Consider the following 23651-nt stretch of genomic DNA (forward strand, 5'->3'; position numbering starts at 1 on the left):
TTCCCCAAACTTTCGAAGAGCGAACTTGTGCTGTGGATCATGCGCTGTCAGGCTGCGAGCTTGAGTACTTCTGTTATCAAGGGGCCGAGTGAGGCGGAGTAGGCCGCAGTCAGGTGGCTTCCATCTGCGTACACGGGGGTCGTGCCGACAAACGACGGGCAGTCGCCCGACGTGGTGCAGAACCAGTTCTTCGTCGCGACGAATTCCATAGTCTCGTTGCCGACCTCGTCTAGTTTCTGTCGACCGATTGTCTGTAGGTCCAGGTATCGGTTCGTCACGGTTGTCTTACAGTCTTGAGGCTTACTGATGCGCGTCGCGCAGTCCTTCAGGGCCACGCCTCCCGGCGGAGGATCGAGGACTACCGTTCGTTTTGCGGTACCGGAAAGCGCCCTGAATGTGTCCGAATAGCCGGCCCCCCACTCCTCAAGAAATTTCGGTCCTTCGGCGCCGCTAGCCAGAGTGGGACTGTGAACACTGGTCATGAACAACAGATCCGGATGAAGCTCTGCGACCTTACTCCAAGTCCAGTCCCTGAAAGTGTCGCACTGTGGATGCGGTGACTTGTCTAGTTTCAGAACAGAAACTTTTGCCGCAGGGCATTGTTGCATCGTGTAAACGAGGACTTTGTACCCTTGAGGCTCAAGAGCAGCACGGATACCGGGCACGTAGCTGATGGCAACAGAATCACCAAGAACCACAGCCGTTTTTGGCGCATCCGGAGCGCCATAGGAGCAACGCTGCGCATTTGTCCGCGGATCGGGCATCGCCTTCTCCTCCAGTCCCAGGCAACCGTCCTTGGACCACTCTTCAGCCAGTGCCGACCTCGTCAGCTCATCAACGGTTGGCTTCAAGTCTGGCCATACATTTGCCCGCGTTGCCGCTCCCACTTTGGCCGCCAACTCCTCCTCTGCCGTGAGGTCCTTTTCTGCAGGAGAAGTCGTTTGAGGCAACGGCTTATTATTCGGAGCACCTTGGGCGACCGATGCCGATCCCCTCTCTTTGTCCAAGGCGAATCCTGTCGTGACGCCGGCGGCGAGCGCTAGAAGGCAGAGCCCAGCGATCTGGCCCTTCATCGAAAATGACAAAGGTTTCATTGACCTGCGATTTCGGTTTGCCGGCTCCAGCCAGGACGACTGGCGGATGGGATCTTCAACCAAGTGGTAGGAGACGACCGAAAGGAGCGTCATGAGGACGCACGCGATAGTGACATAAAACAGGCCCTGATCACGGAAAAACACCTGGCCGAGCACAATGACCGGGAAGTGCCATAAGTACAAGGAATACGAGATGTTTCCGATGTAGTGCGCAACGGGATTAGTCAGCGGCGCGAGGAACTTCTGATCGCCGCCTGTACCAGCGCCTATCACCAGGGATGTGGCGAGGACCGGCACAGCCGCCCAAGGTGCGGGAAAGGCCATCGTCGGAGAAATGGCGAATACACTCCACATGATGCCTCCGAGACCGGCATAAGCCAGGACAGGCCTAACCCAGTCCGGCATTTTGGCAAGGGACGTAGCAAAGAGGGCCAGCAGCGCGCCAACCGCGAGCTCCCAGGCCCGGGAAAATGTCGAAAAGTAAGCGATTGCCGGTGATACTGCAGTTTCCCAATATGCATACCCGAACGAGACTGCGGCAACTAGCCCCATGCCCAAGCCCAGCGCACGACGAGTGCGCGGAAAGCCCCAAGCGCGCCGGGCTCCAACCGCATACAGGGCAAGAATCAACCACGGCCAAACAATGTAGAACTGTTCCTCGACTGCCAGGGACCAGAAGTGCTGAAGCGGCGTCGGCGCCGAGGTGGCATCCATGTAGTTCGTGCCGGTCATCGCGAGGTGCCAGTTAGCGCCGAAGAACATTGACCACAGGGCATCCATTGACACCGATTTGGCTCTGGCCGCCGACAACAGCATCCAGGCAGCAGAAACGGTCACAATTAAAACAACTGCCGCAACCGGGAGGATTCGGCGAATACGACGACGGTAGAAATCAGCGAACGATATCTTTGAGGTCTTCTCGTGCTCCCGCAGCAGTAGGCCGGTAATAAGAAACCCCGAGATAACGAAGAAGATGTCGACGCCAACAAAGCCACCGCTCGGCCAGTGCAGCAAGTGGTCCGCAATTACCACCGTTACGGCAAGTGCTCTGAGGCCTTGAATGTCACTGCGGAACTTAGACTTGTTCGGGACGCGCGCCGACGGCGTGGTTCTCCTTTTGAGCATGGCAAATGCCACTTTTCCCCCATTATTTCGACTTGACTGCGGACCAGGGATAAGTTTACAGCTGCTTACGGGATGGTTGCCCCGCGCTTCCGTGTCCGTTATTGCCTGGACCTAGTCTCACGGGAGAAGGACCGGTAACTTCCCCATTCCCTGCCTGTCCAACTTGTGTCGGCAGCCCCGCCGGCCTTGCCATGCACCTGCGGTCAAGCCTTAGAGCTGGCTGTGGTGGCATCGTCGCAAATCGCGGCGGAAAAGCGTCCATTGGGACCACGAGTTCGCCGACAGCACCCACGGTTTGTCCAGAAATCATCCCACCCCAAGGTTTGTCGGCGATCGACTCCGGGAGGACGTAGTATTCCACAGCGGTGGCCAATGGCTTCTCCATAATGAAGGAGCACGGCCGCGGCAATCACCGCCAGCGGGCCCACCCAAATGGAGATGGGCGTCGGTGCGCCGTCGTACGCGGAAACAAGCACGTCCTTGTTCGCCTTGGGCTTGAAGACTTAGAGGCACAGAGGTCGGCAACTGCGCTGCCCGGGTACTGCCGGCCGTGTGGTCGGCTGTAGTGGCATGGAGCGCCGCATCCACAAATTGTCCTACCCAAAGGGCAAGTACTGGCCAGGACTTGAGCCGCCAGGCACAAATCGATTTTCAGAAGCAACGTAGATGAGCTTGGATGGCGGGCACGACGCGGCACCAGGGTGAAAGTAGCGTGTATTCTTCCTATGATCACCACTACATCCAGCTTCGGGGTACCCAGTGAAGTCCGCTTTGAAACGCCTGTATCAAATGCTCGTCACAAGAGTGCCAATAAGCGCGCGCCGGCGAATAATGTATTTCCGCGTAACGAGACGGCCGCTTCACCTCAGACGTCCCCGCCTGTTTACAGAAAAAGTAAACTGGCGTGTCGTCAACGACAGGCGGGACATCCTCGCCGGAACCTGCGACAAACTATGGATGCAGGATTATGCGAAGGATGCCGGGTGCAAGGTTCCTAACCGCTTATGGGCAGGAACATCGCTGGCTGAACTAGCAAAGCTTGACCTGCCTGCTCGCTGGGTCCTGAAGCCCAACCACAGCAGCGGTCGTGTGTATTTCGGGGACGGCAAGCCGGACCTCGAAGAACTCCTGTACGTGACAGAGGGCTGGATGGACGGTCAGACCTCCATTACCTTGGCTGATGAATGGGCTTATGGGAAAGCCCGGAAATGCTTCATAGCGGAGGAAAGGCTCGGCCAGACGGACGCTGATCTTCCGGACTACAAGTTTTTCGTGTTCCATGGCAAACCAGAACTCATACAAGTGGACTCATCCCGATTCAACGGCCATGAGAGAAGGCTCTACACTCCGAGCTGGGAACCCCTCGACGTTGTGAATATATATCCACTAGGGCCAGTCGCTCCGAGACCCTCCACCCTCGACGACATGCTCTCAGCCGCTGCAACGCTCGGTGAACCATTCGATTTCATCCGCGTGGACTTCTACGAGGTGGATGGAGAAGTTATCTTCGGTGAGCTAACTCCCTATCCCGGCGGCGGAATTGAGCCATATTCGCCGCGTAGTTTGGACGCGGTACTGGGCGGCAAGTGGACGCTCCCTCAGTTCCAAAAAATATAGCCACCGGCGGCCGTGAATGAATACCACACACCCTGTCATGCACGGGGCGAAGCGGACCTCGTTGGCCTGGCTTCGATCACATGGCGCTAAGACCGCCGCGGTCAGAGCCCGCCACTCGTGCATGTCCTACTGTGAATGCGTACATGGCGAGGTCCGGACAGAACGGTTACTGCTTTAGCTGGTCACCGTACGTGGGTAAGGCAGCCCGTTGGTTGGTTTAGGGCGGCCAGATATGGAATGGCTACCGAACGCCTCCCGCTGTTGTCATATGACTGACTTCTGGGACAAAGCCCGGGCAATTGCGGAAGTTCCCGCTACCTGCCGCTGAACTTCAGCACGGTCATCTTCTCGAGGAGCTGGCCTTGGCCGATCGGGTCCCTCCAGCGCCGCGCTCAATTTTCATCAGGTAAAAACGCATACCAATCCACGGCACGTGCCGGCACCTATGCCTCCATGCCCTTGTCCGCGGAGTGCACCTGGTAAGCGGATAAGAGGTGGCGCCTGTCAATGGCCAGCCACTTCGCCCGGAATTAGTCCAGCGTTGGGCGACGCCAGCGCACCGGGGGTCTGGCCAATGCCGCTGCCATTCAGACCCAGCACGAGGCTGCTGTACTTACCCTTACTCTGCCTAAGCTTCGGCAGCTAAGACTGGGACTGCCCCGGCTTTTGTTGACTCCGGGTCTCAGGCCGCTGTGAGCGCGGTCCGATTGATTGTTTCATATTCGATGGGCGTAAGTCTGTCCAGCCGGATTTGCCGTCGCCGGCGGTGGTATGTTCTCTCGATTCAGGTTGTGATGGCCAGTCGGAGGTCCTGACTGGCGAGCCACCGCTGACGGTCCAAGGACGCTCTTCTGCGGCAGCGAAAAGAACAATACCATCGCGGCGTTGTCCGCGCACGCACCGACCCTGCCCATCGATCCGGTGAGGCGGTGGTGCCGAAGTGATTCGACGAACCGGCGTGACCGGAATGGACCCTCGACCGAGTGCATCCGGTTCAGGCCTCGCTTCTTCGGGGACACCGACCAGATGCCATGGTCTCTGCACGCACAGGCACTGGACCCTGTTCTCGCCCGCCGTGATGCCCTTCTCCGGGAGCTCGTCGGCATTGAAACAGTACCCGAATGCAGGGTCGTCGGCGTGGATGTCCAGGGCGGCGTTGACGAGGTGCGCATCGATCCACTTCCGTTCTGTCACCGGACTGGACCGCCACCGTTAATAGCCTTGCTTGCCGAACTTCAACACCCTGCAGGTCACCGCCACGGGAACACCATCGGCGGCAAGATCCGTGACCAGCGGGTAGCTCTGTAATGGTCATGTGCCGGCCAGATAGGCAGCAGCCCGGCGCAGAATCTCATTCTTCTGCTCCAACAGGCGGCTCCGCTTCTTCAACTCCCGCATCTCGGCCGACTCCGCCGCCGGCGGACCGGCCCCGGATTCTCCACGTTCGGCGCTGGCAATCCAGCGCTTCAACGTCGTGACCGAAAGACCGAAAACCTTCCCAATCTGAGCCAGCGCCTCGCCATTGGGGGCCACATCAATAACATCCTGGCGGAACTCCGCCCCATAAGCCGTGGGCATGGTCAACATCCTTCCACGAGCACAAGCTCGCTAGTGGTCTGTCTCAGTTTTGTTTGATGGTTGCGAGGGCGACGCGGCCGCGGGCTACTTTCTTGAGGATTGAGTCTGCGGTGGCGGTCCAGACCAGTGGTTTGGGTTCGGTGTTGTGAGCGGCGAGGTACTCTTCGATCTTGTGGATCAGGTCCGGGACGGAATGGAACGCACCGCGGCGTAACGCCTTGTCGGTCAGTTCCCGGAACCAGCGCTCGACCAGGTTCAGCCACGAGGACGAGGTCGGGGTGAAGTGCAGCTGGAACCGGGGATTTTTCGCCAGCCAGGCTTTCTCCTTGTTGATGGTCTTGAGGAACACCAGGAATTCTTCGTGGCGGTGCTTGGGCAGGCACGAGCCGATCACTTTCCCGGTGGCCACGTCCAGGGCCGCGAACAAGGTGGTGGTGCCGTTGCGTTTGTAGTCATGGGTCATCGTTTCCGCCCGGCCCTTCGTCATCGGCAGCGACGGCTGGGTGCGGTCCAAAGCCTGGATGGACGACTTCTCATCCATGCACAGCACGATCGCCTTCTCCGGCGGGTTCAGATACAGACCGATATCGTCGATGAGTTTTTCCTCAAAACGCGGATCGTTGGAGAGCTTGAACGTATCCACGAGGTGCGGTTTCAGGCTCCGGGCCGCCCAGATGCGCTGCACCTGCGCCGGGGACACCCCGACCTTTGAGGCCATCGTCCGCGCCGACCAGTGCGTCTGGCCTTCGGGTCTGGAATTGCGCGTCAGGTCCACGATCTCATCTATCTTGGACTGCGGAATGACCGGCTTGCGGCCCCGCCCGGAACGCACCTCGCCCAGATGGGCCAAGCCTTCTACCTCGAACCGGGCACGCCATGACCTGACCGTCCCGGGCTCGTACCGGCGACTTTGGCGATCGATTCATTGGCCAACCCCTCCGCGGCCATCAACAACACCTGGGCCCGCTACACCTCACGATGGGACGCCGTCTGCGATTTCGACAACGCCTCCAACGCTGCTCGTTGACCATCAGAAACCACCAAAGCAGGAGCCGGATTCGTCATATCCCCAGTTAACAGCACACCAACAAGCCATTTTGGAGACGCACCACTAGGTCAAGGAGTCAACAAAACCGGGGGCAGACCCTCGGCCTTCGGGTTCATATTGGAGGTAAGTCCGTGCAACTCTTACGGGCGGCTTTGAGGTCCAAAGTATGTTGGCGACGCAGTCGCCTCTCGTTCCCCGTAGACAATCTGATCGAAGGATCTTTTTTGATCCGCCCGGATGTCACTGCTCCGCGTTGGCTCAACGCCCCCAGTTGGGCCGGTCAGAGGGCTGGTGCTGCTGGAGTAATAGGAATATGTATATGAGTCGGGGTCTTTCGCTGCAAGGCGGTTCAGCACCACGCCCAACAAGTCAGCATGGACCATGTCCAAGGACGAAAGCGATTTCTGGACGTCGGTAACTTTTACTAGCTGGCTTCCAACAACAAGTACAACACCCCCTACACGTTGTGCCAGGACAGCAGCATCCGTGACAGGAAGTAGCGGAGGTGCGTCAATCACTACGGCATCGAACTCATTCTCGAGAAGTTCTATGAGGCCTGACATGGCAGCTGATCCTAGAAGCTCACTGGGGTTCGGCGGAATCCTTCCCGAGGTCAGCACGTGCAGATCATCCGTGCCCCAAGGCTGCAGTAGGTTATCGAGACCCTCCTGACCTACAAGATACGTTGTCAGTCCTACGCTGCCATCAAGCCCGAGATATTCGCCCACCATGGGACGGCGCAAATCAGCGTCCACCAATACCACGCGTTGCCCCGTCTGAGCTAGCGAAATTGCCATGTTGACGGCGGTCGTGCTCTTGCCCTCTCCTGGTAATGAGGACGTAACGAGCACAGACTTTGAACTGTGGCTCACGTGCGCAAACTGCAGGTTCGTACGAATTTGACGAAAGGACTCGGCACGGGGACTCTGCGTCGGCACTTGGGTGAGAAGTGGCTTCTTCACAGCATCCGCGTCGAATGCGATGCCGCCTAGAACGCTAGCGTCCGTGACCCTCTTCACGTCCAACTCGCCATGAATCCTAGTGTCCATGGCCGACCGCAACAATGCAGAACCAATTCCAACTGCACTTCCGATTAGCAATCCAGCAGCAAGATAGAGACTGGTGTTGGGAGAGGCTGGCGCCGACGGAGCCGCAGCAGGAGTTATGACTGACAGCCTTACGGGCGATATCCCATCCCTTGAGGGATTTTCAAGACGGTCAACAGCAGAAATTAGACTCTCGGCCACTGCCTCTGCGATCGAAGCAGCCCTTACCGGCGAAGAGTCCGTGACAACGATGTTAAGGAGGACCGTCGAGCCTTCGACACTTGCCTCTACCTTGTTAGCAAGAGCAGAGGGGCTTATTTCTAAGCCCAAGGAATCGATAACCGGCTGCAGAACGACGGGTGTTTTGGCAGTTACGACGTACGAGGCAACTCTCGCCTGGCTGAAAGTGTTTCCTTGCTGAAGCTCGAGAACGCTACCAGAGTTCTGCGTGGCCACAAACAACTGGGTGCGTGCCTTGTAAGTCGGCGTTGTGACCATCGTCGCAGCACCGGCCACGAGCAAACCCAATAAGGTCAAAGCTGCAATAAGGACCCAATTACGGCGTACTACCCGTAAGTAGTCAATGATCTCCAATTGTTGAACCTCTCCGATTCATGCCTCTGCATGGATAGACAATGTCACGGAGGCTGGCTACGTCTTTGGTGCAGCCCGGCGTCCCCCCGAACTAGGATATCCGGCTTGCGTTCGAGAAGTGTCATTTAGGCCAGAGCCCTCAAACACCTCCAAACCATAACTGCCTACCGGTGAGACGAACTTTACCGCTCAACCTCGGGCACGCCCGACCAAACGACCCAGCCCACGTCGGCTGATTGCACGCTCCCATGGATGATCAATCCGTGATACCAGCCACGTAACGTATCTGGCCTCGCCATACTGTACGGACCAGGTGGAGCAAGGGTGCGGTTCAATGACGGAGATGAGGCCGAGTGGACCTCCACCGATTGCTATATCGTAGGGACCGACCCAAGCAAGGTCCCCGTACCTCATGGCTGGGAAACAGAGTTGAAAGGGAGTAGTGCAGCGCTCTCGGATGGCCTCAGTCCTCGGCTTCGTGGTCGTACCTATGTTGAGTATCGCAAGTCCCTTGCTCGCAATCCCGGCGATAACGTCGCAATTTGGCGCTGCTGGTTGGTCGGCCGTAGCGGTGGGCCAATCCGTCGGCGCATCGTTTGCTGTCATTCTCGAACTGGGCTGGGGGCTCACTGGACCCCAGCGAGTCGCCAGGCAGAGTCAAAGGAATCGTCAACAGACTTTAGCAATAGCCATAAGCACGAAACTGGCTATCGTCGCTCCCCTAGTTGCACTGGCGAGCGCTGCTAGCTTTTACTTATCCGCGGACTTCCGATGGGAGGCGGCAGCGGTTGCTGCCGGCGCGACTGCCTTCGGCCTAAACAGCACTTGGTATTTCATTGGAACCGGTTCGTCAGCAAAGCTACTATACTGCGATGCAGTTCCCAGACTGCTTTGCGTAACCGTGTCTGCCATCTTGATATTCGCTGGAGGGGAACTCGCACTATACCCTCTTATTGGAATAATTCTGCCGATTGGCGTAAGCGGGCTGCTTGTAATTTACGCCGAGCAGCTTCGACTTTCGCATCTCCGTGGAATGACACTGCGTCGTCTAGGCCTCGTTGTCGCATCCCAGAGTTCCGCGCTATCTGCGCGCGCACTTAGCGCAATCTACATGTCTCTGCCCATTACGCTGGTGAGCTTCGTCGCTCCGGGTGCAGTTGCGGTCTTTTCAGCAATCGAACGGTTACAACGAATTTACTTACAGGTGCTGACTGCGGTTCCCAACATCATGCAGAAGTGGGTCGGCCAATCGTACGGTCAGCGAAGAAAGATTCGGCGGGCAAAAAAGAGCATTTTCTACAATGCCATGATTGGGCTTGCGGCAGGTATAGGCTTCACTGTGGTTGCTCCAACTATGGCGGATATAATATTTGCCTCCACAATCAAAGTTCCGATTGAGTTCACAGCCCTCTCAGGCGTCCTGATCTTTATAGTGTCCGTTTCGCGCGCCAGCGGGTCGATTGCCTTAGTGGCCTTTGGCCGGATCAACACTGTCTTTGTCAGTGCCGCTGCAGGTACGGCCGTGGGGGTTCCGAGCATTCTCCTTGGTGCCAAGTTTCTAGGTGCCCCAGGTGCACTCGCCGGTGAAGTCCTCGCCGAGCTGGTAGTTTTGGCCATCCAACTACGCGAGATACGCCGCTATAAATGAGCGGCGCGGTGGCTCCAGCGTTTTGTACCCTTCATAAAAGATGAGAGCGAGTTAGATTGAATTGAGCGGGTTGATTGTACACGAATGGATTGCGCGTTCTGGGGGATCTGAAAATGTACTCCAAGCGATGTCGAACACCTTCCCAAAATCTGACATTTACTGTTTATGGAACGATGCGCCGCATCGATTTACGGATCGAACAGTGAAAGAGTCGGTTCTTGCGCGAACCCCGTTGCGTAGAAGTAAAGCCGCTGCTCTGCCCTTTATGCCCAACGTATGGCGTAGCGTCGTCCTAGATGACTACGAGTGGACACTCGTCAGCTCGCACCTGTTTGCTCATCACGTCGGGACTAAAAGCAGTCGCCAATCGAAGCAGATATTCGCTTACATCCACACTCCGGCCAGATATATATGGACGCCACAGTTGGATAAGCGGGGGCAATCCGCGGCTTCGCGGCTGGCGTCTCCCTTCCTTCAAAGGCTAGACCGTAAACGAGCGTCTGAGGGTACAACCTTCGCTGCGAACAGCGCTTTCATCCAGGACCGGATTCGCGATACCTGGCAACAGGAATCCACCGTGATCTATCCTCCCGTAGCCGTTAGTAGGCTCCAGTCCGAAAGCTCTTGGCGCGATGTTCTCAACACTACGGATGCCGAAATTGTTGCCCGTCTACCTAGACAATATATTCTGGGGGCCTCCCGATTCGTCGCATACAAGCAATTAGAAAATGTCATTGCTGCTGGTGAGGCTTCAGGAATACCCGTGGTGTTAGCAGGTGCCGGTCCCGAGGAGAAATTCCTTAGGGATGTGGCAGAAAGTGCAACTGTCCCGGTTCACTTTGTTAGGGCACCATCGGATCATCTCCTCTACGCCTTGATACAAGGCGCGCAAGTCTTCGTTTTCCCCCCAATAGAGGACTTTGGGATCTTGCCAGTCGAAGCTATGGCGCTTGGCACACCCGTTGTAGTTAACTCCGTTGGTGGTGCCGCTGAGAGTGTGACAGCTTTGGATGGAGGCACGGCTGTAAGCAACTTTCAGGGATCTGAGGTCGCGGCTGCGGTTCACGACGCGGCTAATAAAAACATGGCCGAAGCGAAACTAAAGGCTCAAATGTTTTCCGAAGAATCATTCAGCGAGAATCTACAAGATTGGATGCGAATTTGATTGTCGCGACCTTCAACCGTGAGGCCATCAGGATCGCCGAGCAACTGGATTGCCTAAACTCATCCTGCTCAATCACTGTTCGTTCGACACAGTCAAAGGCGTGCAATGACTAATTCACTACCGCCTGTTCCTAGCGCCATAACTAGAATCCTCGGAATTTCCGTTGTCAACTTTTTTTCGGAGTCCAGCGTGAAGCGTTTGCTGGAGTCTCTTCAGCCTTTCGCGCAGGGATGTCAGGTCTACGTAGCCATCGTGGATAATAGCCAAGATCCCCAAGGTAAAGAGACCGAGGCATTGCGAAAGGCGGCATCTTTAGCTTCTAGCTCCAGCCTAACAGTCGAAGTCATTACTGCCGAGAGGAACCTGGGTTACGCCGCCGGCAATAATGTTGGAATTAATCGTCTTATAGAAATGGGCGCGACCCTGTTATGGGTGCTCAATCCTGATACCGTGATTCGCGGCTCTGCATCGCGCTTAGTGGCTGAAGCCGCATGCAGCGCCGGAACCTTGTGGTCCACGAAAACCGTTGAGAATGGGATCACCTCGCACGGGCTGGGAAGGCTAAATACTTTGACTGGGCAAGCAGGTTCTAGTCCGAGCTTGACCGTCGGCGTCGAACGCTTCAGCATCCGATACCCCGGCGGGCACTCCCTAGTCTTCACTGTGGAAACTTGGCGTACCCTGATGGGTTTTGATGAGGACTATTTCCTGTTTATGGAAGAAGCGGACCTCACGCTCAGGTCCCAACATTTGGGCGTCGTAGTCAGAACGCTGTTGAGTGTCACGGTACACCACGACCAAGGTCTCACCACTGGAGCTACGAAAGATGTACTTTCGAAGTCGCTTGTAGCTTTCTCGGAGGCAACCAGGAGCAGGATGATTTTCTTTAGAAAATTCTATCCTTGGCGCCTTCCGATATTGGTCGTTAGCCGGACCGCTTACATGATTTCCGTCCTCGTGAGGGGAAATTTGTCAGGCGCCAGGGCCATAAATCAAGGCATTAAAAGTGGGTTGTCGATGAAACGATTAAGTAAGGGTCAGGGCCGTGGCAGATAAAAGTCTTTGTATTGTTATACTCAACTGGAATAGTGTTGCTGACACTCTCCGAGCAGTGCGCCTTTTGCATTTATCACCCTGGAGCATCTGCGTCGTGGATAACGGATCGGATGACGCTACTGAACTAGCACCTCTTCGGCAGAGCTATCCAGAAGTTCATATCATAGAAACCGGCCAAAATTTAGGCTACGCCGGGGGTATGAATACCGGTATGAAATGGGCTCTGACTGATGGATTCACACATGCTCTGTTGCTAAATCCTGACACGACTCCCAGCATCGACGTTGTCGAGAATATGCTAAACCTTGCGGATGGGTGTGCCGTAGTAGGCACCGTTCAGGTAACAGAAGATCGTGTACCGTACCTATCTGCTGCCACCCTTCTTGGCAAGAAAAAAGTAGTGCCTTTCGATTGCCCAACCTCCTGCGGCCAAGGCCACGATGTTGACATCGTTTCCGGCGCTGGAATGATGATTGAGTTGACGACAGCCGAGTCCTTGGGCTATATAGATGAGCGCTTTTTCCATTATAAGGAAGAATTTGACTATTGTTACCGCGTCACATCTTCGGGCGGCAGAATTCGCTTCCACTGTGGTTCGCCCTTGATTCACCGCTGTGGCGGTTCCCTTCCGACTTCCTCTCCGACCGCGCTATATTACTCTTTCCGCAATGAACTCCTCTTTTTGCGTAAGCACTTCGGACTTTTCGCCTCCGTGTCCGCCCTAGGCATATATCGCAAGGCCCTTAGGTCCATCATTCAGTCGCCGAGCAGCACCGTTCCCGTCTTCCGAGGCATCGCCCATGGGGTGCGGGGTATTACGGGTCCGCTTTCCAACCTAGAAGTCGGAGGTATCACAAAGTGAGAATCTTGTTCGCCTCCCATAGTTCCGCCCTCGCGGGAGCAGAACAGAGTCTTATCCACTTGGTGGGCGAGGCTGCGGAGCGTGGACATACCGGGACAGTTGTCCTACCAGAGTTCGGACCGCTGTCCATCCGCCTTGAAGAAGCTGCTCCCACCTTCAAAGTGGTCATCCTCCCGAATCGCCTTTGGATGGGGAGGCGCTATTCTCCTCTCGTAGGGATGGTGCGATTAGTGCAGGCTCTGACGGACATCCCCCGCTATGCATCTCATGTCCGTTCGGGCGGCTACGACGTAGTGGTCGTAAATACCAGCGTTACCCCAGTCCCTTTGTTGTCCGCCCACATAGCTCGGGTTCCGGTTCTCCAAATTGTGCGGGAGAGTCTGCAAACGAACCCTATGCTTAGGTCAGCGCTGCCCAAAAGACTAATCAAGCATTTCCTTTTCAAGTGGTCAACGTCCGCCGTTTGCATCTCGCAGTTTGTTGCCAAACAGTATTCATATCCGTGCACGGTGATATACCCCCAGGTCAGTAGGGACTTTCTGGTATCCCGTGACGATAGAGCCCGAGCAGTCGGGCACCCTCCGCGGGCTATCATGTGTGGAACCATTAGCCCTGAAAAGGGCCAGATTGACGCAGTTCGCGCAATCAACTTTGCTCGGTCGTTGGGTACCAGGATCAGGCTAGATGTCTACGGCGATGGGAACCCCAAGGATGTGCGGGATCTGGAATCTGTCATCCAGGAACTCGGTCTCACAGACTTGATCAAACTGAAGGGGTCAACTGCTGACATGCGGGCCGCATACGACTCCACAGACGTCGCAGTCGTGTGCTCACGCAACGAAGGCTTCGGGAAAGTTACAGCCGAGGCCATACTTACAGGGCGTCCAGTAGTAGCCTATGGTGCTGGTGGAACTTCCGAGATTTTGGAATATGGCGGAGGTCTCTCGACCCCTTCTTCACCTAATGACCTTGGGGCTGCATTACATGCTGTGTTCACCCAACCTTCGTTGCTGGAGAGGCTCCGTAATGAGGCGCATGGAAGCAGCTTACGCGGCATGCTCGCTTCCAGCGCTCAACGAGTAATCACTTGTGCGGAAGAACTTCGCTACGCCTAGGTTACTTATGCGTAGCGTCCGCGGTAATGCGCAAGAAGGCTCAACTTACAACTCTCAGCGGACCGGCCTAGTGATGGAACCGAGACATCGTTGTGAAGACAACCGGCAAACAGCCAGTATGATCCTGAGAGCAGAAAACAAAAAGGTGGGGGAAGTTGGGGCGGACAGTTAGCAGAGCCTCATGGCGTCGTAAGTACGCGATTCGACTGACGTTCTTGGATGCTTGTATCATCCTTTGGGCAGTTGCGGGGGCATACGGAGTACGATTCGGGTTTTCAGATGAGGGAACAGTGGCGTCGAGTGACGTCGACTACGCCACTCTGTCCATCGTTCTCGTCGTAGCATGGTGGTTTATGCTGGGATTCTGGGGCTCTCGGGAGCCGAGGGTATTGGGATCCGGTTCAGAAGAATATAAGCGCGTTTTGTCGTGCTCCTTGTGGCTATTTGGTCTCGTCGCCATCGTCTCCTATGCCTTGAGAATTGACACGGCCCGAGGGTTTGTGGGTCTTGCCTTCCCAGCTGGTGTTTTGGGCTTGCTAGCCGGGCGGTGGCTCATTCGTCAACACCTGAGCATTGAGCGTCAGAATGGCAAGAGCAGCTCCAAGGTCATGATAATCGGCGGCCCCTATTCCGCTGCGCATCTCGTTACTTCTCTGCAGAGCGCTCCAAGTGCGGGCTATGCCCCCGTTGCTGCGCAGATTCCCGGAGCGACGCAGCCCGTTCATTCTTTTTCAACGCTAAAAGTTCCCGTTGCCGGTGTGAGCACGGACTTCGATTCAATCCTTGCCACTATTCTCGATTCGAAGGTCGATGCAGTGGCCATTTCGGCGGGCGTCAACCTGCATCCCCAGGACCTTCGAAAACTCGGTTGGGAACTCGCCGCACGTGACATTGGGATGATTCTGGCGCCGGCCCTCACCGACATCGCCGGCCCACGCATCCATACCCAGCCAGTTGCGGGGCTGCCCCTAATACATGTGTCCACACCCAAGCTTACAGGCGGCAAAAAAGTAGCGAAACGTGCTTTCGATATTGCAGGTGCTGGGCTTCTTGTTGTTCTCCTTGCACCGGTATTTCTTGTTCTCGCACTGCTAGTCCGCCTGACGGATCCGGGTCCAGTCTTTTACAGGCAAGAGCGAATTGGATTGCGGGGGACGACTTTTTCTATGTTGAAATTCCGCTCGATGAAAGTAAATGCCGATGCAGATCTCCAAGCTCTCTTAGCTGCCCAAGGCTCGAATGACACTCCGTTATTCAAAGTAGAAAACGACCCGCGAATCACGCCGCTTGGTCGAGTTCTTCGTAAGTACTCCTTAGACGAACTTCCGCAGTTGCTCAATGTTTTGGGGGGCAGCATGAGCTTGGTGGGCCCGCGTCCACAACGTGAGGGTGAGGTCGCCCTATACGACGATGCTGCCCATCGACGTCTGTACGTAAGCCCAGGAATGAGCGGACTGTGGCAGGTTAGCGGGCGCTCTAATCTCACTTGGGAAGAAAGCATAAGACTTGATCTGTACTACGTCGAGAACTGGTCCCTAATGGGTGACATTGTCATTCTTTGTAAGACATTCAAAGCAGTGTTCGCCAGCACGGGCGCGGTGTGACCTGTTCAGGGTCGGCTGGAAACTCCAAGAGAAACCTAGTATTGGGGAAGGTATGAAATGCGTATTTCAGTAATCGGCTGCGGCTATCTAGGGGCGGTTCACGCCGCTTGCATGGCCAAGCTTGGCCACGAAGTAGTCGGAATAGATATCGACGAGAGCAAGGTGCTAGCACTCTCCTCCGCTGAGGCGCCATTCTATGAACCGGGCCTGGAAGATTTGCTCCGAGAGGTTCAGTCCACGGGCAGGCTTACGTTCACAACGGATATGTCAGCCGCCTCGAATAGCCAGGTGCATTTCGTCTGCGTTGGGACCCCTCAAAAAAAGGGCGAAAACGGAGCGGACCTGACTTTCGTCGATGCATCAATGACTGCGCTATTGCCGTACCTATCAGCCGGTGACGTAGTCGTAGGGAAGTCCACAGTTCCGGTTGGCACTGCTGCCCGCGTTTCCGAGTGGGTAGAACAACGACAGCCCTCCGCGCATCTGGTCTGGAACCCAGAGTTTCTCCGCGAAGGCCACGCGGTTTCGGACACGCTGCACCCTGACCGTCTTGTTTATGGAGTCAGCGACGGTTCTGAGGATCATCCCGCCGTTGCGATCTTAGACAAGGTCTACTCCGCTCCGCTCACATCCGGCACTCCCCGTCTTGTGACCGACCTTCCGACCGCTGAACTCGTCAAAGCGGCGGCAAACTCATTCCTTGCCACTAAGATCTCATTCATTAATGCCATGGCTGAAGTTTGCGAAGCGGCCGGCGCAGACGTAACTCAGCTCGCTGACGCGATAGGCATGGATGACCGAATCGGCCGAAAATTCCTGAATGCCGGCATCGGCTTTGGCGGTGGCTGCCTACCCAAGGACATCCGTGCCTTCATGGCCCGCGCCGGCGAGCTTGGTGCGGATCAAGCCCTGACTTTTCTACGCGAGGTCGATGCCATCAACATGCGCCGCCGAACCCGTGTGGTTGAGCTCGCGCGCGACCTGTGCGACGGCTCCCGGCTGGGCAAACGAATCACGGTACTCGGCGCCGCGTTTAAGCCTGAGAGCGATGACGTCCGCGACTCCCCAGCTCTCAGCATTGCAGCGCAGCTCCAGTTGCAAGGTGCTGTGGTGACAGTGACAGATCCGAAGGCCCTCGCAAATGCTGCGCGTAGGTTCCCTGAACTCCACTACGAGGCCGATACGGCGAGAGCAGTGCAGAACGCTGATGCTTTGTTGCTATTGACAGAGTGGCAGGAATACCGCGACCTTGACCCGTACGAGACGGCGGTGGCCGTCTCCTCGCTTCGAGTCCTTGATGGACGCAATGTTTTGGACTCCTCCAAGTGGCGGGCCGCCGGCTGGAGCTACCGCGGCTTGGGCCGCCCCTGAAATGACGAAAACTCAGGACACCCCAACCACTGCTACGGCGGGGGCGATACAACGGCCATCGAGCTCCCGCCGGAAAACTCCTCGCCCAAGGCTGCTGATCGTGTTGGCCTCCCTAGTGGGAATCGTTGTAGTTGCCATTGCCGGAGCAGCCTGGCTGGGAAGCAAGGCATCGAAGATTAATTCGGAACTCACCGCGGCGACCCAGCTGATTCCCGATCTCAAACATCAGATAGCTTCCGACGATGCCGGTGCAGCGGCGATCACAGTCGACGAAGTTCGAGCCCACACGAGCGCCGCGAAGCAAGCAGCCGACGACCCCGTATGGTCCTTAGCCACGGCGCTGCCCGGCTTGGGGTCTAACTTCACAGCCGTTGCCGAGGTTGCGCGTTCCGTCGATGATGTAGCCAACCTTGGTCTGGCGCCACTCGTAAAGGTTTACAGCTCGTTAGATTGGGAATCCCTTCTCCCCAGCAGCTCTGGTACTGATCTGGAACCGCTCAAAGCAGCCTCGCCAGGCATTTCTGCTGCGGCTCATGCTGTGCGCCTGTCAGCGGACAGACTGGCTCAGATCGACACTACGAACCTCCTGCCTCAAGTGGCTGGCCCTCTGGCCAGTGCGAGAGACGAGCTTCAGGACATTACGGGGGCACTCGACGCGGCGGCCAATGCCTCCAGCCTCGCGCCCGAAATGCTCGGCGCTCAAATGCCACGTAATTATCTCCTCATGATTCAGAACAACGCGGAGGCACGGGCCTCTGGGGGAATCCCCGGCGCCCTCGCCGTGCTGACCCTGGACAAGGGCAGTCTTACTCTCGGCTCTCAAAGCAGCGCTGGAGATGTTGGTGTCATGTCTCCAGCAGTGTCGGTGGATCCCGAGCAACAACAAATTTACTCCGCACGCATAGGGAAGTTCATGCAGGACGTGAATTTAACGCCCGACTTTCCCACAGCGGCTAGCACTGCTCAAGCAATGTGGGAGCGGAAGACCGGCCAACGTGTTGACGGCGTTATCTCCATTGACCCTGTGGCGTTGGGCTACATCCTCGACGCCATCGGCCCTGTGAAAATCACCCATCCTGAACTAGTGTCGCTTGCCTCCGCGGGCCTGCCTACAGAGCTGACGGGAAGAAACGTCGTCCAAACTTTACTTTCCGACGTGTATGCGAAAATCGAGCAGCCGCCGCTCCAAGATGCCTACTTTGCCGGCGTGGCTCAAGAGATTTTTGCTGCCTTGTCAGATGGCAGGGGAAACGCTAAGGGCCTAGTCGAGGGGCTCGGACGAGGGACTTCCGAAGGTCGTGTCTTGGTATGGTCTAGGCTCGCGGCCGAACAATCCGTAATCAGCAAATACGCCCTGAGCGGTTCCGTTTCTGGGCCAAGTATCGCCCCCGCACAATTCGGCGTCTACTTCAATGACGGCACCGGCGCGAAAATGGATTACTACGTGAAACGGACCGTGCAACTCATTCAGGAGTGCCCTGCGGGTGATTACTCGCAAATCACTGTCAGGGTCACGAGCACCAATACCGCTCCGTCTGATGCAGCAACGTCGTTGCCTGCTTATGTGACTGGAGGAGGGGCCTTCGGCATTGCGCCAGGCACGGTCCAAACCAATGTGACGGCGTATGGCCCGGTTCAAGCAAATCTGGCTGGCGCGAGTGAAGGTGGCCAACAGGTTTCTGTGAGCTCAAACCGTCACGATGGGAGACCCGTCGGCACGACCACGGTGACGCTGGCACCAGGGGAAACCAGCACGGTGGACATACAGTTCAACAAAATCGTTCAACATGCCAGCCCCGAAGTACGCGTTACGCCCACCGTCCAAGACGTCAGGGACGTTATTCTGGACACCGAATCTGCGACATGCGCTCCGGCCGGGTAACGAGCCTGTGAACGGTATGTAAAGTGTTTGGACTCACTTTGAATCCGTGACTAACTGGGTGGTATCGTCTTCTTGGGCACGACACGAGATTCACCCCAATGTCACATGGGGACGGGGAATCTCCACACACAATGTGACATCAACGGTTTAAAAGGTCTCAGGGGGACAAAAATGAAGAAGTCTATTGCTGCGCTCGCGCTTGCAGGGTCAATCGCACTCGTCGGTGCAGGACCGGCCATGGCCAGTCCTGCCGTTCCGTACCCGGCTCCGAGCACAGGCACAACGGTTTCGGCCACTATCGTAACCCCGGGTGGAACAGTCATCCTCACCGTCGTTGGCGGTTTCCGGGCTGGCGAAACCATCACCATCACTGTCACCTTCAACGGGGTACCGCAGGCAATCAGCGGCAATGTTGGCGGTGGCGCAAGCATGGCGGTTCCGTCCAGGATTGGCATCCTTCCCCAGACGGTAACGACTACCTCTACCGTGACTGCGAACGAAAATGGCGGTTTCTCGGCGCCGGTAACACTCGGCGCCGCTGAAGGAACCTACACGATCACTGCGGTCGGCAATGAGTCCGGTCACTCGGCCTCGCAGAGCGTGACCGTTGACGCCTCTGCCGGCTCCGGTCTGGCTAACACCGGAGGTGGCGCACCGCTTGCCAACACCGGTGGCGGCGCCGGCCTGGCCAACACAGGCGCCGATTCCGGCTTGGTCCTTTGGACCCTCGTCGGCGCCGGCGCGCTCGCCGCGGGTGCAGCTTCGGTAGTTGTAGTGCGCCGCCGCGCCAAGACCGAGGCGGCAGCGTAACGTAACACCCACAAGTACTAGAGTGGAGGGTGGTTCTCCGGGCAACCGGAGAACCACCCTCTTGCTTTTAAGTTTCGACACGCTCAACCGCCGAACGGTCGGGCGCAATTACCGAGCCTGGGAGCACCTTGAAATACCTTGAGAGCCATAGGCTCTGGCGTTTCATGCTGGCGGCCATGCTGGTCCCTCTGACACTGATTGCCTTCTGGCCCAACCCCGTTGACGCTCCTGTCCAAGGGCAACTCGCCGACGTCCTGAAGTTCCTCCACGCGCATGAAGTTCCCGCGTGGGTCAACTACCAATTTGTCGAGGCGTCAGCCAACGTCATACTATTTGTCCCGGTCGGTGTCGCGGCCGGGTTGGCCTATCCAACACGACACTGGTGGCAAATCGGAGTTCTGGGCTTGCTCGTCTCCGTTGGCATCGAATTAGGCCAGCTATTTTTTCTTCATAGTCGATTCGCGAGTCTAGCGGACATTGTCACAAACACAGGGGGTGCTGTCATAGGCGCCCTATTGGCCTCACTGGTCCTGAGATGGCTACAGGACCGCCGCTTGTCAGCAACGGTCCTGTAGGCAGCTCACAAAGGCCACAGAGGTTAGCCCACAAATGCCTTCAGCCAAGACTTCAGGTCCTCGCCGAACTCCACGCGCTCGGACGCCAGGGTGATGACAGCCTTGAGGTAGCTGAGCTTGTCGCCGGTGTCGAAACGGCGGCCTTTAAAGACCACGCCGTACACACCGGAGCCCTCGCCCTCGCCGCCAGCCAAGGTCTGGAGGGCATCGGTCAGCTGGATCTCTCCACCCCGGCCGGGCGCCGTGTTCTCGAGGACTCCGAAGACTGACGGGTGCAGCACATACCGGCCGATGACGGCCAGGTTGGACGGCGCCTCGCCAACAGCTGGCTTCTCCACGAGGCTGTTGACCCGGACGAAGTCCTCGCCTTCAATGGCCGTGATGTCGGCGCAGCCGTAGGCGCTGATCTGTGAGGGGTCAACCTCGATTAAGGCAATGACCGAACCGCCGGTCTTCTGCTGCACCTCCATCATCGTGGTCAGCAGCGTCTCCGCCTCGTCGATCAGGTCATCGCCCAGGAGGACCGCGAAGGGCTCGTTGCCCACATGCTGCTGGGCGCAGAGCACCGCGTGGCCAAGGCCTTTGGCCTCACCCTGGCGGACGTAGTGGATCGGACCAAGGTCAGAGGCCTCTTGGACCGACGCCAGGCGCTGTGCGTCGCCCTTGAGCTCCAACGTCCTCTCGAGCCCGGGGGCGCGGTCAAAGTGATCCTCGAGGGCGCGCTTGCTGCGCCCGGTGATCATCAAAATATCTTCGAGGCCGGCTTTGACTGCTTCCTCAACCACGTACTGAATGGCCGGGCGGTCCACGACCGGCAACATTTCCTTCGGCATGGCCTTGGTGGCGGGCAGGAAGCGTGTCCCGAGCCCGGCAGCAGGAATGACGGCTTTAGTAATAGATTTCCCCATAGTCATGAGTGAACCTTACAAAATCGATGGACGAGAATCGCAATTGGGAGCGTCACTTACGAAGGGATTTTGAAGCACCGCTTGTCAGGCGTGTACTGCCTGGGTGACAGCCAGGTATGCGCGAAGCGCTTCCCCCGCCTCCCGGGGAGCGAAGCCTGACGCCTTGATCTTTCCCAGCTCCAGCGCACTGTTCAGCGGCCGTGGAGCAGGCGCTTTGCCTTTGAAGTAGTCTTCGGTGCTTACACCGGTGACGGCGGTCCTGGGGCGGCCTGATACCTCGTACACATCTGCGGCGATGTCGGCCCAGGACTGCGGTTCGCCGTCGTTGGTCAGGTTGTAGGTGCCGTAGGCAGCGCCGGATTCGAGCAGGTGCCGGATGCCGGCGGCGATGTCGTCTGTGAAGCTGAGCCGGCCGATCTGGTCATTGACGACGGAGGGCTCGATGCCCCGTGCGGCGAGGGAGGCCATGGTGCGGACGAAGTTGTTCCCTTCGCCGATGACCCAGCTGGTGCGCACGATGTAGTGGCGCGGAACAACACTGACGACGGCGTCGCCTGCCGCTTTCGTCTGCCCGTAGACACCCAATGGGCTGAACTGTTCATTCTCGTCGTGGCTTTCGACGGACCCGTCGAAGACGTAGTCCGACGAGACATGGACAAGTGTGAGGTCATGATCGACGGCGGCCCGCGCCAGCCGCGAGACGGCGGTGACGTTGACGGCCCAGGCAGCGGCCCGGCCTTCTGGTGTCTCCGCAGCGTCTACGGCGGTATACGCGGCCGCGTTGATGATCGTGGAATAGTTCTTCCAGTTTCGGTCCGTGAAGGAGGCCTCGCTGTCGAGATTGAATGTGGCGCGGCCGGCGAACTCAACGGTTGCGTCGCCGTCGTACAGTTTCCGCAGGGCCTTGCCAAGCTGCCCGTCGGCGCCGACCACGAGGATCTTCTTCGCCGGCATCGGCACCACGTCTGCCAGGCGGGGGTGGGCCTTGTCCTTGTCGGAAAGCTCAGCCTCCCCCAGCGGGACAGGCCAGTGGATGGCTGCGGTCTCGTCGGCGAGGTTCAGGAAGGTGTACTGGCCCTGGGCGTCAGCGGACCAATGGTCATTCACCAGATAGGTATAGGCAGTGTTGTCTTCCAGCGTCTGGAACCCATTGCCGACGCCCCTAGGGATGAAAATCGCCTGGCTCGGGTCCAGTTCGATCGTAAAGACGGCCCCGAAGGACGGCCCTTCGCGCAGGTCCACCCAGGCGCCGAAGATTTTCCCGGTTGCGACGGAGATGAATTTGTCCCACGGTTCGGCGTGGATGCCGCGGGTGGTGCCGGCCTTTTCGTTGAACGAGATGTTGTTCTGCACGGGTCGGAAATCCGGCAGCCCCAAAGCCACCATCTTTTCCCGCTGCCAGTTTTCCTTGAACCAGCCCCGGTTGTCGCCATGGACAGGCAGGTCATAGAGGACGACGCCGGGGATCGGCGTTTCGTGGGCAGTCAGCTTCTTGGAGAACTCGATCGACATCGGTTTACTGGCCCTGTTCTTTGTACTTGGCTTCCGTCTGGGCCTTCTGCGGGCGCCACCAGTTTTCGTTCTCCCGGTACCAGGCGATGGTGTCCTCGATGCCGGCGTCGAAGTTGGAAAACTTCGGTTCCCAGCCGAGCTCATCGCGGAGCTTCGTGGAGTCGATGGCGTAGCGCAGGTCATGTCCGGGCCGATCCACCACGTGGTCATAGGCGTCCGGGGACTGGCCCATGTGCTTCAGGATCAGTTCGACGACGTCCTTGTTGTTCTTCTCCCCGTCGGCACCGATCAGGTACGTCTCGCCGATGATGCCCTTATCGATGATCGCCAGGACGGCTGAGGAGTGATCATTGGCGTGGATCCAGTCCCGGACGTTCTCGCCCTTGCCGTACAGCTTGGGGCGGATCCCGTCGATCGCATTGGTGATCTGGCGCGGGATGAACTTCTCGACGTGCTGGTACGGGCCGTAGTTGTTCGAGCAGTTGCTGATGGTGGCCTGCAGCCCGAAGGAACGCACCCAGGCGCGGACCAGCAGGTCAGAGCCGGCCTTCGTGGAGGAATACGGGCTCGAGGGGTTGTACGGGGTGTCCTCCGTGAACCGCTCCGGGTCATCGAGTTCCAGGTCACCGTAGACCTCGTCGGTGGAGATGTGATGGAAGCGTTTGCTATGCTTCCGGGCAGCCTCAATCAGCGTGTAAGTGCCGATGATGTTTGTGTCCAGGAACGGGCGCGGGTCATGCAGCGAGTTGTCGTTGTGTGACTCCGCCGCGTAATGAACCACGACGTCAGCCTCAGCCACGAGGCTGTCCACCAGGCCGGCGTCGGTGATGTCCCCCTGGACAAACGCGAAACGGTCGTCCGGCAGACCCTCCAGGGACGCCAAGTTGCCCGCATATGTGAGCTTGTCCAGCACCGTGACATGGTCATCGGTGTTCTCAAGTACGTAGTGGACGAAATTGGAACCGATGAAACCGGCACCGCCGGTCACGAGAAGTTTCTGCATGACATTCATCGTTCCACAGCGACTTGATTTGGCTGAAT

The 23651-nt window shown here is 57.5% G+C and carries 16 protein-coding genes and 2 pseudogenes; 11 read left to right on the plus strand and 7 right to left on the minus strand.

Annotated elements, in window-relative coordinates; genetic code table 11:
* Window positions 1–47 precede the first annotated feature (47 nt).
* On the minus strand, window positions 48–2231 hold the full coding sequence (locus IAQ70_RS01535; RefSeq protein WP_190987531.1) for an acyltransferase family protein: 2184 nt from the start codon (window positions 2229–2231) through the stop codon (window positions 48–50).
* Window positions 2232–2978: 747 nt separating this feature from the next.
* Here IAQ70_RS01535 and IAQ70_RS01540 point away from each other — a divergent pair.
* Entirely contained in the window at window positions 2979–3836 is an 858-nt protein-coding gene (locus IAQ70_RS01540; protein ID WP_190987532.1) for an ATP-grasp fold amidoligase family protein, read from the plus strand.
* Between the two features lie 682 nt (window positions 3837–4518).
* Here the strand turns inward: IAQ70_RS01540 and IAQ70_RS01545 are convergent.
* The 3 genes and pseudogenes from IAQ70_RS01545 to IAQ70_RS01555 all read right to left on the minus strand — a co-directional run bounded on the left by IAQ70_RS01545 (window position 4519) and on the right by IAQ70_RS01555 (window position 8102).
* Window positions 4519–5414: pseudogene (locus IAQ70_RS01545) on the minus strand (IS3 family transposase).
* A gap of 43 nt (window positions 5415–5457) precedes the next feature.
* Window positions 5458–6479 (minus strand): annotated as a pseudogene (locus IAQ70_RS01550) (IS630 family transposase).
* Between the two features lie 123 nt (window positions 6480–6602).
* Window positions 6603–8102: a polysaccharide biosynthesis tyrosine autokinase gene (locus IAQ70_RS01555; RefSeq protein ID WP_190987533.1), complete on the minus strand. Its 1500-nt coding sequence runs from the start codon at window positions 8100–8102 to the stop codon at window positions 6603–6605.
* 457 nt (window positions 8103–8559) lie between these two features.
* Here IAQ70_RS01555 and IAQ70_RS01560 point away from each other — a divergent pair, with 457 nt between their 5' ends.
* The 10 genes from IAQ70_RS01560 to IAQ70_RS01605 all read left to right on the plus strand — a co-directional run bounded on the left by IAQ70_RS01560 (window position 8560) and on the right by IAQ70_RS01605 (window position 20190).
* Complete coding sequence (locus tag IAQ70_RS01560; RefSeq protein WP_190987534.1) at window positions 8560–9750, plus strand: lipopolysaccharide biosynthesis protein; 1191 nt, start codon at window positions 8560–8562, stop codon at window positions 9748–9750.
* 577 nt (window positions 9751–10327) lie between these two features.
* The gene (locus IAQ70_RS01565; protein WP_317983547.1) at window positions 10328–10915 is read left to right on the plus strand and encodes a glycosyltransferase; all 588 of its coding nucleotides are present in this window, start codon (window positions 10328–10330) and stop codon (window positions 10913–10915) included.
* 189 nt (window positions 10916–11104) lie between these two features.
* Window positions 11105–11971: a glycosyltransferase family 2 protein gene (locus IAQ70_RS01570; RefSeq protein WP_190987536.1), complete on the plus strand. Its 867-nt coding sequence runs from the start codon at window positions 11105–11107 to the stop codon at window positions 11969–11971.
* Window positions 11961–12833: a glycosyltransferase family 2 protein gene (locus IAQ70_RS01575; protein ID WP_190987537.1), complete on the plus strand. Its 873-nt coding sequence runs from the start codon at window positions 11961–11963 to the stop codon at window positions 12831–12833. The genes IAQ70_RS01570 and IAQ70_RS01575 overlap by 11 nt, the downstream gene beginning before the upstream one ends.
* Entirely contained in the window at window positions 12830–13948 is a 1119-nt protein-coding gene (locus IAQ70_RS23245) for a glycosyltransferase (RefSeq protein ID WP_190987538.1), read from the plus strand. The genes IAQ70_RS01575 and IAQ70_RS23245 overlap by 4 nt, the downstream gene beginning before the upstream one ends.
* Before the next feature lie 215 nt (window positions 13949–14163).
* A complete protein-coding gene (locus IAQ70_RS01585; protein ID WP_190987686.1) occupies window positions 14164–15552 on the plus strand; it encodes a sugar transferase in 1389 nt (462 codons plus the stop codon).
* Between the two features lie 57 nt (window positions 15553–15609).
* Window positions 15610–16923 (plus strand): UDP-glucose dehydrogenase family protein, encoded by a 1314-nt coding sequence (locus tag IAQ70_RS01590; RefSeq protein WP_190987539.1) that lies wholly within the window; start codon window positions 15610–15612, stop codon window positions 16921–16923.
* A gap of 115 nt (window positions 16924–17038) precedes the next feature.
* Window positions 17039–18805 carry a DUF4012 domain-containing protein gene (locus IAQ70_RS01595; protein WP_317983548.1) on the plus strand — a complete coding sequence of 589 codons (1767 nt, stop codon included), beginning with the start codon at window positions 17039–17041 and terminating at the stop codon, window positions 18803–18805.
* 171 nt (window positions 18806–18976) lie between these two features.
* Window positions 18977–19615, plus strand: a complete 639-nt coding sequence (locus IAQ70_RS01600) for an LPXTG cell wall anchor domain-containing protein (protein ID WP_190987541.1) — start codon at window positions 18977–18979, stop codon at window positions 19613–19615.
* A gap of 176 nt (window positions 19616–19791) precedes the next feature.
* On the plus strand, window positions 19792–20190 hold the full coding sequence (locus IAQ70_RS01605) for a VanZ family protein (RefSeq protein WP_190987687.1): 399 nt from the start codon (window positions 19792–19794) through the stop codon (window positions 20188–20190).
* 23 nt (window positions 20191–20213) lie between these two features.
* On the opposite strand, the gene galU is transcribed toward IAQ70_RS01605, so the two are convergent.
* The 3 genes from galU to rfbB form a co-directional block, all read right to left on the minus strand.
* Window positions 20214–21104, minus strand: coding sequence for a UTP--glucose-1-phosphate uridylyltransferase GalU (gene galU, locus IAQ70_RS01610; protein ID WP_190987542.1), 891 nt, complete (start codon window positions 21102–21104; stop codon window positions 20214–20216).
* A gap of 78 nt (window positions 21105–21182) precedes the next feature.
* Window positions 21183–22610 (minus strand): sugar nucleotide-binding protein, encoded by a 1428-nt coding sequence (locus IAQ70_RS01615; RefSeq protein ID WP_190987543.1) that lies wholly within the window; start codon window positions 22608–22610, stop codon window positions 21183–21185.
* A 4-nt stretch (window positions 22611–22614) separates the two neighbouring features.
* A complete protein-coding gene (gene rfbB / locus IAQ70_RS01620; protein WP_190987544.1) occupies window positions 22615–23613 on the minus strand; it encodes a dTDP-glucose 4,6-dehydratase in 999 nt (332 codons plus the stop codon).
* Window positions 23614–23651: the final 38 nt, after the last annotated feature.

This window comes from Pseudarthrobacter sulfonivorans, assembly GCF_014712225.1.
Classification (GTDB): domain Bacteria; phylum Actinomycetota; class Actinomycetes; order Actinomycetales; family Micrococcaceae; genus Arthrobacter; species Arthrobacter sulfonivorans.

Excerpts from the sequence above, each read along its gene's own strand:
- IAQ70_RS01560 (WP_190987534.1), top strand. The coding sequence starts at position 8,560 with ATGGCCTCAGTCCTCGGCTTCGTGGTCGTACCTATGTTGAGTATCGCA.
- IAQ70_RS01590 (WP_190987539.1), top strand. The coding sequence starts at position 15,610 with ATGCGTATTTCAGTAATCGGCTGCGGCTATCTAGGGGCGGTTCACGCC.
- IAQ70_RS01600 (WP_190987541.1), top strand. The coding sequence starts at position 18,977 with ATGAAGAAGTCTATTGCTGCGCTCGCGCTTGCAGGGTCAATCGCACTC.
- IAQ70_RS01605 (WP_190987687.1), top strand. The coding sequence starts at position 19,792 with ATGCTGGTCCCTCTGACACTGATTGCCTTCTGGCCCAACCCCGTTGAC.
- galU (WP_190987542.1), bottom strand. The coding sequence starts at position 21,104 with ATGACTATGGGGAAATCTATTACTAAAGCCGTCATTCCTGCTGCCGGG.
- IAQ70_RS01615 (WP_190987543.1), bottom strand. The coding sequence starts at position 22,610 with ATGTCGATCGAGTTCTCCAAGAAGCTGACTGCCCACGAAACGCCGATC.
- rfbB (WP_190987544.1), bottom strand. The coding sequence starts at position 23,613 with ATGCAGAAACTTCTCGTGACCGGCGGTGCCGGTTTCATCGGTTCCAAT.